We start from the raw sequence: 11,781 nt of genomic DNA, 5'->3' as shown, positions 1-11,781 counted from the left end.
CGAGGGCCTGGCTTGATGAATCACGTCGAGAGAACAGGGTGCTCAGGTTGAAGAAGATCAAGGCTGCTGTCGTCGCCATCGCCACCATCGCGGGAATGGCCGTGGCCGTCGCCCCGGCCCAGGCGGCGGACAGCTGCAGCGCCGGGGGCGGCGGCAAGTACATATGCGACTACGGGGTGAAGAACCACGCGCTCCCGGGCGGCGAACGGGAACAGTTCCTGGTCGGCCTCGACTACGCGGTCTGGACCCGCTGGACCATCAACAAGCAGTGGACCGGATGGGTGTCCTTGGGCATGCCCGATCCCCTGGGCTCCGCCCGTGCCGCGAGCTCCATCAACGTGACGGACGAGCAAGTCCAGGGCGACTTCCGCACGGGCATCTACCTCCGCAACAGCAACGGCGCCCTCGTGGGCAAGGTGCGCCCGGCCCTCGGGCGGGGCTGGTGGGCCTGGGACTTCCCCAACTGCTGCTGACCGAAGCCGTGGAGGCCCTGTACGAGACGTGGTGCTACGAGAAGACGGCCGAGGCCGGCCGCCGGCCCGTCCGATCCTCACGCCGGCAGGATCGCGTGGACCCTGTACCCGCCCCCGTAGCGGGGGCCCATGAAGCAGGAGCCGCCCAGGGCGCCCGCGCGTTCGCGCATGCCGAGGAGGCCGTGGCCGCCGCCCGGGTCGCCCTGGGCGGGGGAGGAGTCCGCCGAGTCGCCGCCGTCGTCCAGGACGGTCACCTCCACCGAGGCGCCCACCCGGACCACGCTGACCTGGGCACGGGCCCCCGGGCCCGCGTGTTTGCGGACGTTGGTCAGCGCCTCCTGGACCACCCGGTACGCCGCCAGGTCCACGGCGGCGGGCAGCGGGTCCGTGCCCGTTCCCAGCTGGACGGTGGCCTCCACCGGCAGGCCGGCGTGCCGGAAGGTGTCCAGCAGTTCGTCCAGTACGGCCAGCCCCGGCGCCGGCTCCGTCGGTGCCTCCGGGTCACCGGACTGCCGTAGCAGGCCGACCGTGGCGCGCAGCTCGTTCAGCGCCGAGCGGCTGGCGTCCCGTACGTGGGCCAGGGCCTCCTTGGCCTGGTCGGGCCGCTTGTCCATGACGTGCGCGGCCACGCCGGCCTGCACGTTGACCAGGGCGATGTGGTGGGCCACCACGTCGTGCAGGTCCCGGGCGATGCGCAGCCGCTCCTCGGCGACCCGCCGCCGGGCCTCCTCCTCGCGGGTGCGTTCGGCGCGTTCGGCCCGTTCACGGATGGCGTCGACGAAGGCGCGGCGGCTGCGCACCGCGTCCCCGGCGGCCGCGGCCATCCCGGTCCAGGCGAAGATGCCGATGTTCTCCTGCGCGTACCAGGGCAGGGGCCCGGCCAGCATCGCCACCCCGGTCAGGCCCGCCATCGTCAGCAGGCCGGTGCGCCAGGTGGTGGGCCGGTCGGTGCGGGAGGCCACGGTGTACAGGGCGATCACGGCGCTCATCGCGACGGGTGCCCGCGGTTCGCCGGTGGCCAGTTCCACGAGGGTCAGGGCGCAGGTGACGGCGAGCACGCTGCGCGGGCGGCGGCGCCGGAAGACGAGGGCGGCCGCGCCGAGCACCATCAGCAGCAGGGAGACCGGTTCGGGGGCGCGGGTGCGGAAGGTGGGGCCGAGCGGGCCGTGCGGGTCGACGAAGGAGCCGAGGACCATGGCGACCAATGCCCCGAGCGCCAGCACGGCGTCGGTGGCGAGCGGGTGGGCCCGCATCCACTGCCGCCCGGTGGGGAAGGGTCCGGGTCCGAGGTCTGTGGTCACCCGGCTACGGTACGGGCTCGCGCGCCGCCGGCAGGGCTCAGGCCGGACCGGGGGTGCGGGAGGGGGGAGGGCCGGGCGGCGCGCGGTGGCCCAGCGGGGCGCGGGAGCGCGGCGGCCCCCACTTGGCGCGGGCCACGCACACGGCCATGACGGCGGCGATGGCCGCCAGGTGCTCCTTGCCGGCGAGGTTGTCCTTGACGAGGACCTCACCGATCATCACGAGGATCACGAGGGTGCCGGTGAAGTACGCGCGGTAGCGCCAGCAGACGTAGATGGCCAGGCCCACCACGGCGGCGGAGGGGCCGGTGTCGTTGACGACGCGGTCGGTGACCGGCAGGCCGAAGGGGTGGTGGGGGCCCAGCGAGAGCCCGATGCGGGCGTAGGTGGTGCCGGCGAGGGTGGCGACGTAGCCGATCAGCAGGGTGCGCCACCAGCCGATGCAGATCTCGGCGATCCCGAAGACCAGCAGGATCTGCGCGAGCGCCCCCCACACCGGCAGGTCCAGTGCGGGGACGAAGAGGGAGAGCGGCGTGCGCAGCAGCGCGAGCCACAGGGGGTCGACGGCCTTGACGGACCCGAGGTTCTGGACCGGCTGGAAGCCCCAGGGCGTGTTCTGCACGATCTGGAAGACCGAGGTGAGGCAGACCGCGCCGATGGTCATCGGGGCGGCCCGCCACTTGTCGTGGACGAGCGCGTCCCTGAGGGTCCGGAACAGGGGGCCCCACTCGCGGCGGGCGAACCGCCGCGGTGAGGCCGTCGTCCACGACGTCAACGAATCGTCTCCAGATGTCTGCGGTGCAGCCACTTCGGCAGGCCGGGCGCCTCCAGGAAGCCCTCGGCCCGGCCCGCCGCGATTCCGATGCGCAGCAGGTCGGAACTCTTCTCGAAGAGCATGAACCGCGGCTCCCAGATCGGGCGGTATTTGGCGTTGGCCCGGTAGAGGGACTCGATCTGCCACCAGCGGGAGAAGAAGCTCAGCAGCGAGCGCCACATGCGCAGCACCGGACCCGCGCCGAGCTTGGACCCCCGCTCGAAGACGGAGCGGAACATCGCGAAGTTCAGTGAGACCTGTGTGACGCCGATCTCCTTCGAGCGCTCCAGGAGTTCGATGACCATGAACTCCATCAGGCCGTTCTCGGAGTCCCGGTCACGGCGCATCAGGTCCAGGGACAGGCCCTTGGGTCCCCACGGCACGAAGGACAGCACGGCGCGCAGGTCGCCGTTCCCGTCGGTGCACTCCAGCATCACGCACTGGCCGTCGTCCGGGTCGCCGAGGCGGCCCAGGGCCATGGAGAAGCCGCGTTCGGTCGCGCCGTCGCGCCAGTCGTCGGCGCGCTGGAGCAGGACGGCCATCTCCTCGGCCGGGATGTCCGCGTGGCGGCGGATGCGGACGGTGTAGCCGGCCCGCTTGACGCGGTTGTAGGCCTGCCGGACGGTGCGCATGGCGCGGCCCTCCAGTGTGAACTCGTCGGTCTCGACGATGGCCTCGTCGCCCAGCTCCAGGGCGTCCAGTCCGTGCCGGGCGTAGATCTGTCCGGCCTCCTCGGAGGCGCCCATCACGGCCGGGACCCAGCCGTGCTCGCGGGCCTCGGCCAGCCAGGGCTCGATGGCGCCGGGCCAGGCCTCGGGGTCGCCGATGGGGTCGCCGGAGGCCAGCGAGACACCGCCGACGACGCGGTAGGTGACCGCGGCCTTGCCGGTGGGGGACCAGATGACGGACTTCTCGCGGCGCAGCGCGAAGTAGCCGAGCGAGTCGCGGTCGCCCTGCTTGGCGAGCAGGGCCCGCAGCCGCTCCTCGTCCTCGGGGGTGAGCGGGTCGACGGCGCGGCGCGAGCGGAAGGCGGCGAAGAGCACGGCGAGCAGCAGCAGCATCGACATGACGTTGATGAACACGTCCACCCAGGCGGGGGTGGTGATCGCGTTGTACGCCTTGTCGTCGGGCGCCAGGGTGATCAGCCGCATCACGCCGTACCGCCAGCGGGCCAGGAACGTGGCGTCGGCGCGGTCCGGGTCGGTGTTGGTGGCGCCGACGAGGAGGGCGGCGACCAGCGAGGTGAGGAGCAGGCCGACGGCGGCGACGGCGGTGGCCAGCCTGGGGTTGGAGCGGTCACCCTTGGCGTAGAACTCGTGGCGGCCCACCAGCAGGGCGCCGACGAAGGCCGCGGTCAGGACGAGGGAGACCCAGTTCTGCGCGTGGTCGCGGAACTCGGGGTAGCACAGGCTGAACTCGCCGCCGGCGCACGGGGCGAAGGCGGCGACCGCGAACGCCAGCAGCAGCATGCCGCTGACCACGAGGTTCAGGATCCAGGCGGCCCGCTTGCGCCGGCCCATGGTGACCGCGAGCAGCAGCGAGAACAGGCCGGAGGCGAAGCCGGCCGTCAGCAGGTACGGGGTGTAGAAGTCGGCGGTGTTGTGCCGGCGCAGGTCCTGCCCGAGCGAGAGCCACACCGCACTGAGGAAGTTGACGAAGGTGACGGCCCGGAGGTACCAGACCGCGAAGGCGGCGCTGCGCCGCGAGCGCGGGCTGCCCCTGCGGGTCTCCGGCTTCGCGGCTGCTTCCCCTCCCTGCTCCTTCTTGTTGTTGGAACCCTTGCCGGAAGCCTGATCGAGGCTGTTCCGGTCGGTTTCTACGCTGGACAAGCGGACCTCTCCCATGAAACGCGATGATATGGGCGTCACCGGTCCGCAGGCCGTACGAGCACTGCGGACTGGTCAGGCCCGTGGTGCCCGGTACTTTCAGTCCGTCTTCTGGTCCGTCGGCTTCTCCCCGGCTTCCTTCTCCGGGAGTTCCGCGGCGAGCGCGGCGGCGGCCTGGACCAGGGGGAGCGCCAGCAGGGCCCCGGTTCCCTCTCCCACTGTGACGCCGTGGTCGAGCACGGGGTTGAGTGCCATCCGGTCCAGCGCCTTCGCCTGGCCCGGCTCGCCGCTGCTCTGTCCCGCCAGCCACCAGTCCGGGGCACGGAAGGCGGCCCGCTGGGCCACCAGACCGCAGGCCGCGGAGACGACCCCGTCGAGGATGACCGGGGTGCGGCGCACCGCGCACTGGAGCAGGAAGCCGGTGACGGCGGCGACGTCAGCGCCGCCTACCGCCGCCAGCAGCGCCGTCTGGTCGCCGAGCACCGGGCGGGCGCGGCGCAGAGAGTCGCGGATGGCGGCGCACTTGCGCATCCAGGCCAGGTCGTCGATGGGCAGGCCGCCGCGGCCGGTGACCACGGAGGCGTCGGTGCCGCACAGGGCGGCGACCAGGGTGGCGGCGACGGTGGTGCCGCCCACGCTGAGGTCGCCGAGGACGACCAGGTCGGTCCCGGAGTCGGCTTCCTCGTCGGCGATGCGGATACCGAGCCTCAGTGCGGCCTCGGCCTCCTCGGTGGTGAGGGCGTCCTCGACGTCGATGCGTCCGCTGCCGCGCCGTACGCGGTGGCGGACGACGTCCTCGGGCAGCAGCCCGGGGTCGCAGTCGAGGCCGGCGTCGACGACGCGGATGCCCGCGCCGAAGCGCTCGGCCAGGATCGAGACCGGGCTGGTCCCGTCGAGCACCGCGCGCACCAGTTCGTGGGCGCTGCCCGCGGGCCGGGCGGACACGCCGCCGGCGGCGATGCCGTGGTCGGCGGCGAACAGGACGACCCGCGGCCGCTCGATCGGCCTGACCGGTACCCGGCCCTGTGCGGCGGCCAGCCATTCGGCGAGCTCGTCGAGCCGGCCCAGGGCGCCGGGCGGTACGGCCAGCCGCCCACGACGCTCCTCGGCGTCACGTCGGACGCCCCCGTCGGGGCGTTCGATCAGATCGGAGAAGTCGTCGAGATTCAGCGTGGTCATCTGCCAGAGATTACAGCCGTCCGGACCCTCCTCCGGGGGGCGGCTGCCGATCCGTCACGACGGCTGCTCCCTGAGTACGAGGGCCTGCCCCGCGACGACCAGCAGGACGTGTTCGCACTCGCCCGCCACGGCGTTGTTGAGGCGCCCCAGCTCGTCGCGGAACCGCCGCCCGGACGAGGTCGCCGGGACCACCCCGGAGCCCACCTCGTTGCTCACCAGCACCACGGTGCGGCGGGTCGCGCGGACCGCCGCGACCAGCTCCGCGGTCCGTTCGCGCAGCTGCTTCTGCCCGTCGGCGGCCCAGACGGCGTCGTCCCAGGCGCCGGCCCGGTCCATGGCGTCGGTGAGCCACAGGGCGAGGCAGTCGATCAGCAGGGGCGCCCCGGGGAGCTCCAGCAGCGGCACCAGGTCGCAGGTCTCGGCCGTCCGCCAGCCGGAGGGGCGGCGCTCGCGGTGGAGGCCGACGCGCTGGGCCCAGTCGGCGTCGCCGTCGCGGGTGCCGCCGGTGGCGACGTAGGTCACCTCGGGGAAGGCCTCCAGGCGGCGTTCCGCCTCGACGGACTTGCCGGAGCGGGCCCCGCCCAGCACCAGGGTGCGGCGGGGCACGTCCGGCACCGCGTGGTAGTCGCCGGCCGTCACCGTGGTGCCGTCCGGTACGGCGCGCGCCCCGGCGGCGGCGCAGCGGCGCTCCAGCTCCCGGCCGGGCGGGGTGTCGTGGTCGAGGTGGACGGCGATCACGTCGGTGGCGGGGCCGACGGCGCCGGTCGAGCGCAGCCGGGCCAGGGTCTCCGGCCGGCCGAGGACGTCGGCGAGGACCACGTCGTACGGGTGCCGCGCGGGGATTCCGCCGGTGCCGGCGGGGGCCCCGCCGGGCGGCAGGTACAGCAGCCGGGTGCCGTCGGGGCCGGTGACCTCGTACCCGGTGCCCGGTGCGTCCAGGGCCACGGCCCGCACCCGGTGTCCGCTGATCACCGCGAGCTCGCGCCCGTCCGGGACGCGTACGGCGCTGGGCAGCCCGGGCGGCAGCTCGACGGCCGGCCCGTCGTGCGGGTGGGTCAGCAGCACCTGCCGTACACCGGCCAGCGAGTGCCCGGCGCGGGCCCCGGCGAGCACCGCGCCGGGGGTGAGGTCGAGGAGCAGTGCGCCGTCGACGAGGACGGAGGTCGCGCCGCGCGACCGGGTGCCCACGGAGACGGCGCAGACGGAGCAGGGACAGCCGGGGCGGGGCAGTCCCCCGGGGGTGCCGGTGCCGAGGAGAGTGAGTTCCACACGGAGATCCTCTCGCTTCGACGGTACGGGTGCGCGCCCGGTTACGCTGCGGGCACACTCATGACGAGTGTCGGACGAGCAACGGAGGCGGACATGGCGTGGACGTGGCGGTTCGAGGCGGCCGACGGCAGCGAGACCAGCCCGGCGGTGGAACCGGAGGAGTTCACCACGCAGGGGGACGCGGAGTCCTGGATCGGCGAGGTCTGGAAGGAGCTCCTGGACGGCGGCGCGGAACGGGTGACCCTGTTCGAGGACGCGACCGAGATCTACCGGATGAGCCTCAGCGCGGCCGCGGAGGCCTGAGCGCACGCAACCCCCGGGGTCTGCCCCCGGGGGTCCGCGTTCCTCTCAGCCCCGCACCCCGCACAGGTGCAGCAGCGCCGCCACCGAGCGGTAGGGGTCGGTGCGCCCGGCGCGTTCCTCGGCGGCGAGGAGCCGCTCCAGCTCCTCCTCCGGCGGGAGCTCCGCCGCGGCCTCGGTGCCGTCGGTGAAGACCCGCACCCCGTACCAGGTGTGCAGCGGCGCGCCGATGCCCGACAGGGTGGCCGTCAGGTCGGCGAGCCGGTCGGCCCGCACCTCCAGGCCCAGCCGGTTCGTGTAGTCGACGGTGTCGAAGGCGTCCAGCGCCCCCGACCAGTCCCCGGCCATCCCCGGGCGCAGGGCGAGCGCGTCCCCGTTGCGCACGAGCAGGGACAGCAGTCCGCCCGGTGCGAGCATCCGGGCCAGCCCGGCGAGCATGGCGTCCGGCTCGGAGACGTACATCAGTACGCCGTGGCACAGCACGACGTCGAAGCTGCCCGGCCCGAAGTGCGCGCCCGTCTCCCGGCCGTCGCCCTCGATCAGCTCGACCCGGTCACGGATCCCCGCCGGCTCGGCGGCCAGCGCCGCGTGGGCGACCGCGAGCATGGCGGCGTCCTGTTCCAGCCCGGTGACCATGTGTCCGGCGCGGGCGAGGCGCAGTGCCTGGGTGCCCTGGCCCATGCCGACGTCGAGGACGCGCAGCCGCTGCCCCACCGGGAAGCGGTGCGTGATCTGCTCCTCGACCTGCCGGCCGACGAGCTCCTGGCGGACGGCGTTGCGCAGTCCGCCCAGTCCTTCGAGCCACAAGCGGGCTCCCCCTGCGAAACCCTCCCCCTTCGACGCCCCAGATGATCCGGGCGTCGCTCCGGTCAGGGCCGTTCCCCGCGCTTGACCTGCGGCTTGGGCAGACGCAGGCGGCGCATCTGGAGGGTGCGCATCAGGCCGTAGGCGATGGCGCCGCGGCGGGGCTCGTTCGCGAAGCGCTCGTTGAGCGCCTTGCGCAGCCGGAAGACCAGGCCGATGGAGTCGAGGATGATCAGGACGATCACGCCGAGCCACAGCAGCAGCGCGATGTTCTGGATCGACGGGACCCGGATCATGCTGAGGACCAGGATGATCACGGCCAGCGGCAGGAACAGCTCGGCGACCGAGAAGCGGGAGTCCACGAAGTCGCGCACGAACCGGCGGACGGGGCCCTTGTCCCGGGCGGGCAGGTAGCGCTCGTCGCCGTTGGCCAGCGCCTCGCGCTGCCGGGCCATGTCCTCCCGGCGGCGCTCGCGGGCCCGGCGGGCGTCCTCCTTGCGGTTGCCGGTCGAGGCCACGACGGCCTTGCGCTGCGACTGGGCCACAGCGCGCTTCGGCGTCGGGCGGCCCTTGGGGGCCTGCGGGTCACGGGGCTGCGAGAGGTCGGCGCTCACCTTTTCGGTGGCGGCGGCCTTCTCTTCCTTGGAGGAGCGGCTACCAAACACAGACACAACCCTACGTGGTCGACGGCGGGCGGCCCACCTCGGCGGGGAACGATCCGGCAACGGCGGGCGTCTTCCCGGTACGAGGCTCCCGAGTCCTCGGGGATCACCTACTCCTTGCGCCGGATACGGCGCCGGGGTACTCGTCCTGGAGGAGGAGCGCATCCGTACTCGAACAGTGCGGTAATGGAAGCAGGGCCCGTACTGTGGGTCCTGTCGGTGACCTGGAGCACAGTCCGTCTAGAAGGGGGCGCGCGAAGCCCATGAGCGGTGTCATGAAGCGTATGGGGATGATCTTCCGCGCGAAGGCGAACAAGGCCCTTGACCGGGCCGAGGACCCGCGCGAGACCCTCGACTACTCGTACCAGAAGCAGCTGGAGCTGCTGCAGAAGGTGCGCCGCGGCGTCGCCGACGTGGCGACCTCCCGCAAGCGCCTGGAGTTGCAGCTCAACCAGCTCCAGACCCAGTCCGCGAAGCTGGAGGACCAGGGCCGCAAGGCCCTCGCCCTGGGCCGCGAGGACCTGGCCCGCGAGGCCCTGTCCCGCCGGTCCTCGCTCCAGCAGCAGGTCAGCGACCTGGAGGTGCAGCACCAGACCCTCCAGGGCGAGGAGGAGAAGCTGACGCTGGCCGCCCAGCGCCTCCAGGCCAAGGTGGACGCCTTCCGCACCAAGAAGGAGACCATCAAGGCCACCTACACGGCGGCCCAGGCCCAGACCCGGATCGCGGAGTCCTTCTCCGGCATCTCCGAGGAGATGAGCGACGTCGGCCTGGCCATCCAGCGGGCCGAGGACAAGACCGCCCAGCTCCAGGCCCGTGCCGGCGCGATCGACGAGCTGCTGGCCTCCGGCGCCCTGGACGACCAGAGCGGCCTCGGCTCCAAGGACGACATCCAGGCCGAGCTCGACCGCCTCTCCGGCGGGACGGACGTCGAGCTGGAGCTCCAGCGGATGAAGGCGGAGCTGGCCGGCGGCCCGTCCGCGCAGCAGCAGGCCATCGAAGGCGGCGCCCCGGGCACCGCCCAGCCGCAGCAGACCCAGCACCGGTTCGACAAGCAGTAGGACTTCGCCCACCAGGAGGACAGGGGCCCGTCATGATTGTCCGCATCATGGGGGAGGGCCAGGTGAAGGTGGCCGACAGCCACGTCGCCGGGCTCGACAGGCTGGACGACGAACTCCTCGCGGAGATGGAGTCCGGCGACGAGGCGGGCTTCCGGCGCACGCTGGTCGCCCTGCTCGACGAGGTGCGGCGCCTGGGCACCCCGCTGCCCGACGACGCGCTGGAACCCTCCGAGCTGATCCTGCCGGCCCCGGACGCGACGCTCGCGGAGGTCCGGGAGATGCTCGGCGACGACGGCCTGATCCCGGGCTGAGCGAGCCCGTGCACCGGACACCGGCACCGCGGGGGCCCGCCCCCGCCGCCGGGGGTGGGCCCTTCGCGTCATCCGCAGCCGTGCCCCGGCCCGCCGCCGCTCTTCCCTCCGCCGCTCTTCCCGCGGCCGCGGGGGCGGTCCCGCTCCCGGTCCGGATCGGACAGCCCGCTGATGAAGTTCTCGAACCGGCGGCGCGGCCGGGCCCAGCGCCGGTCGTGGTGGAAGGCCCGCAGCCCCGCCTTGGCGCGGGCGCGCGGCCGGTTCGCGTAGAACCGCTTCGCGTACGGCGACCCCGGCCGCGCCAGCCGGACCGCGCCGATCAGGGCGACGAAGGGGATGACCGTCCCGAAGACCGCCGTACGGGGTTTGCCCTTCCACAGGGCGATCAGCGCCAGGAAGAAGTTGGTGGCGGTGTTCATGACGACGATCCCGCGGCTGTGCCGCTCCTCGGGGGACAGCTCGTTGACCCCGAACGGCAGGAAGCCCCCCAGGACGAGCGCGACCACCGCGGCCGTCAGCACGACGACCTCCACGCTCTTGCGGCCCTGCTCGCTCCAGTAGACGTCGTCGAGGTGGAGGATCAGCGCGAACTCGTCCAGCACCAGCCCCGCGCCCAGCCCGAAGACGACGGCCGACAGGCCCGCGCCGAAACTGTGCCCGCCGCTGCCCACCGCCCCGAACCCGCCGATGATCACCAGGACCACGCCGGGGACCACGTGGTGGACGTGCAGACCGCCCGGGGTGATGTTCTTGAAGGGTCCGCGGCCGGCCCGGATCAGCCGGGTGATCACCCGTGTCACCAGGAACGACAGCACGAACGACAACAGCGCGAGCAGCAGCGGGAGCTTGCCCGGCTCGACGATGCTGCGCTCCCACCAGTGACCCACGACACCCGCTCCCGATTTGACACGTAATGAGCAATTTACCGCTCACCGCAAGCGGGTAGCGTTCGCGCCGATGACAGATTCGACCGATGATCGACCGCCGCTCCCGCCCCCGGAGCGCGCCCCGCTGGCCGACGGAATCCGCTTCGCCTTCGGCACGCTGACCGTCCTGCCCGCGCGCATCACCCGCTGGGACCGGCCCGCCGCCCGCACCGGCATGGCCTGCGCCCCGCTCGCCGGCCTCGCCGTCGGCCTGCTCGCCACCGTACCCGGCATGCTCCTGCTCCTCCTCGGCGGCGGGCCCCTGCTCGCCGCGGCCGTCACCGTCGCCGTCCCGGCGGCCCTGACCCGCGGCCTCCACCTGGACGGTCTGGCCGACACCGCCGACGGGCTCGGCAGCGCCAAGCCCGCCGAGGACGCCCTGCGGATCATGAAGCAGTCCGACATCGGCCCCTTCGGCGTCATCTCCCTGCTGTTCGTCCTCCTGATCCAGGTCGCCGCCCTCTCCGACGCGTACGCCGACGGCTGGGGACGCGGCGCCCTCGCCGCCGTGACCGCCGCCGTCACCGCCCGGCTCGCCATGACCCTGGCCTCCCGCCAGGGCGTCCCCGCCGCCCGCCCCGAGGGGCTCGGCGCCGCGGTCGCCGGCGTGGTCCCGCACCGTGCGGCCACCCAGGTGGCCGGCCTGGTCCTGGCGGCCGCCGCCCTGGCCGCCCTCCCGGCGGGGCCGGCCGCCGCCGCCCGGCACGCGGCGGCCGTCCTCGCCGGGCTGCTCGCCGCCGAACTCCTGCTGCGCCGCTGCGTGCACCGCTTCGACGGGGTCACCGGGGACGTCTTCGGCGCCGTCTGCGAGGTGGCGGCCACGGCCGTCCTCGTCGTCCTCGCCCTCGGCTGATCCCGCGC

At 73.5% G+C, this 11,781-nt stretch carries 13 protein-coding genes; 5 read left to right on the top strand and 8 right to left on the bottom strand.

Features of this window, described 5'->3' with window-relative positions; translation table 11 throughout:
* Window positions 1–47 precede the first annotated feature (47 nt).
* Window positions 48–473 (top strand): hypothetical protein, encoded by a 426-nt coding sequence (locus ACFY15_RS12770; RefSeq protein WP_390685644.1) that lies wholly within the window; start codon window positions 48–50, stop codon window positions 471–473.
* A 77-nt stretch (window positions 474–550) separates the two neighbouring features.
* Here the strand turns inward: ACFY15_RS12770 and ACFY15_RS12765 are convergent, their stop codons facing one another.
* From ACFY15_RS12765 to ACFY15_RS12745, 5 genes are all read right to left on the bottom strand, one after another.
* Window positions 551–1,726, bottom strand: coding sequence for a sensor histidine kinase (locus ACFY15_RS12765; protein ID WP_390685954.1), 1,176 nt, complete (start codon window positions 1,724–1,726; stop codon window positions 551–553).
* Between the two features lie 85 nt (window positions 1,727–1,811).
* Window positions 1,812–2,546, bottom strand: coding sequence for a hypothetical protein (locus tag ACFY15_RS12760; RefSeq protein WP_390685645.1), 735 nt, complete (start codon window positions 2,544–2,546; stop codon window positions 1,812–1,814).
* Entirely contained in the window at window positions 2,543–4,429 is a 1,887-nt protein-coding gene (locus ACFY15_RS12755) for a phosphatidylglycerol lysyltransferase domain-containing protein (protein WP_390825458.1), read from the bottom strand. The genes ACFY15_RS12760 and ACFY15_RS12755 overlap by 4 nt, the downstream gene beginning before the upstream one ends.
* A gap of 81 nt (window positions 4,430–4,510) precedes the next feature.
* Window positions 4,511–5,590, bottom strand: a complete 1,080-nt coding sequence (cobT, locus tag ACFY15_RS12750) for a nicotinate-nucleotide--dimethylbenzimidazole phosphoribosyltransferase (RefSeq protein ID WP_390825456.1) — start codon at window positions 5,588–5,590, stop codon at window positions 4,511–4,513.
* Between the two features lie 54 nt (window positions 5,591–5,644).
* Window positions 5,645–6,859 (bottom strand): bifunctional adenosylcobinamide kinase/adenosylcobinamide-phosphate guanylyltransferase, encoded by a 1,215-nt coding sequence (locus ACFY15_RS12745; protein WP_390825455.1) that lies wholly within the window; start codon window positions 6,857–6,859, stop codon window positions 5,645–5,647.
* Window positions 6,860–6,952: 93 nt separating this feature from the next.
* Between ACFY15_RS12745 and ACFY15_RS12740 the strand changes: the two genes are divergently transcribed.
* Window positions 6,953–7,162 (top strand): hypothetical protein, encoded by a 210-nt coding sequence (locus tag ACFY15_RS12740; protein ID WP_366452704.1) that lies wholly within the window; start codon window positions 6,953–6,955, stop codon window positions 7,160–7,162.
* Between the two features lie 45 nt (window positions 7,163–7,207).
* On the opposite strand, the gene ACFY15_RS12735 is transcribed toward ACFY15_RS12740, so the two are convergent.
* Together ACFY15_RS12735 and ACFY15_RS12730 are read right to left on the bottom strand one after the other, a co-directional pair.
* Window positions 7,208–7,966: a class I SAM-dependent methyltransferase gene (locus tag ACFY15_RS12735; protein WP_390685649.1), complete on the bottom strand. Its 759-nt coding sequence runs from the start codon at window positions 7,964–7,966 to the stop codon at window positions 7,208–7,210.
* Window positions 7,967–8,028: 62 nt separating this feature from the next.
* Complete coding sequence (locus ACFY15_RS12730; RefSeq protein ID WP_390685650.1) at window positions 8,029–8,628, bottom strand: DUF3043 domain-containing protein; 600 nt, start codon at window positions 8,626–8,628, stop codon at window positions 8,029–8,031.
* 260 nt (window positions 8,629–8,888) lie between these two features.
* On the opposite strand from ACFY15_RS12730, the gene ACFY15_RS12725 reads away from it, so the two are divergent.
* Both ACFY15_RS12725 and ACFY15_RS12720 read left to right on the top strand, forming a co-directional pair.
* Window positions 8,889–9,683, top strand: a complete 795-nt coding sequence (locus tag ACFY15_RS12725) for a PspA/IM30 family protein (protein ID WP_366452702.1) — start codon at window positions 8,889–8,891, stop codon at window positions 9,681–9,683.
* Window positions 9,684–9,715: 32 nt separating this feature from the next.
* Window positions 9,716–9,994 (top strand): hypothetical protein, encoded by a 279-nt coding sequence (locus ACFY15_RS12720; protein ID WP_390685651.1) that lies wholly within the window; start codon window positions 9,716–9,718, stop codon window positions 9,992–9,994.
* 68 nt (window positions 9,995–10,062) lie between these two features.
* Here the strand turns inward: ACFY15_RS12720 and ACFY15_RS12715 are convergent, their stop codons facing one another.
* A complete protein-coding gene (locus tag ACFY15_RS12715) occupies window positions 10,063–10,881 on the bottom strand; it encodes a hypothetical protein (RefSeq protein WP_390685652.1) in 819 nt (272 codons plus the stop codon).
* A gap of 70 nt (window positions 10,882–10,951) precedes the next feature.
* On the opposite strand from ACFY15_RS12715, the gene ACFY15_RS12710 reads away from it, so the two are divergent.
* Window positions 10,952–11,773: an adenosylcobinamide-GDP ribazoletransferase gene (locus ACFY15_RS12710; protein WP_390685653.1), complete on the top strand. Its 822-nt coding sequence runs from the start codon at window positions 10,952–10,954 to the stop codon at window positions 11,771–11,773.
* Window positions 11,774–11,781 lie beyond the last annotated feature (8 nt).

Origin of the sequence: Streptomyces sp. NPDC001373 (assembly GCF_042895815.1) — a bacterium.
GTDB lineage: Bacteria > Actinomycetota > Actinomycetes > Streptomycetales > Streptomycetaceae > Streptomyces.
This window is presented reverse-complemented; position numbering and strand designations above follow the sequence as displayed.

Excerpts from the sequence above, each read along its gene's own strand:
- ACFY15_RS12765 (WP_390685954.1), bottom strand. The coding sequence starts at position 1,726 with ATGCGGGCCCACCCGCTCGCCACCGACGCCGTGCTGGCGCTCGGGGCA.
- ACFY15_RS12755 (WP_390825458.1), bottom strand. The coding sequence starts at position 4,429 with ATGGGAGAGGTCCGCTTGTCCAGCGTAGAAACCGACCGGAACAGCCTC.
- cobT (WP_390825456.1), bottom strand. The coding sequence starts at position 5,590 with ATGACCACGCTGAATCTCGACGACTTCTCCGATCTGATCGAACGCCCC.
- ACFY15_RS12740 (WP_366452704.1), top strand. The coding sequence starts at position 6,953 with ATGGCGTGGACGTGGCGGTTCGAGGCGGCCGACGGCAGCGAGACCAGC.
- ACFY15_RS12725 (WP_366452702.1), top strand. The coding sequence starts at position 8,889 with ATGAGCGGTGTCATGAAGCGTATGGGGATGATCTTCCGCGCGAAGGCG.
- ACFY15_RS12720 (WP_390685651.1), top strand. The coding sequence starts at position 9,716 with ATGATTGTCCGCATCATGGGGGAGGGCCAGGTGAAGGTGGCCGACAGC.
- ACFY15_RS12710 (WP_390685653.1), top strand. The coding sequence starts at position 10,952 with ATGACAGATTCGACCGATGATCGACCGCCGCTCCCGCCCCCGGAGCGC.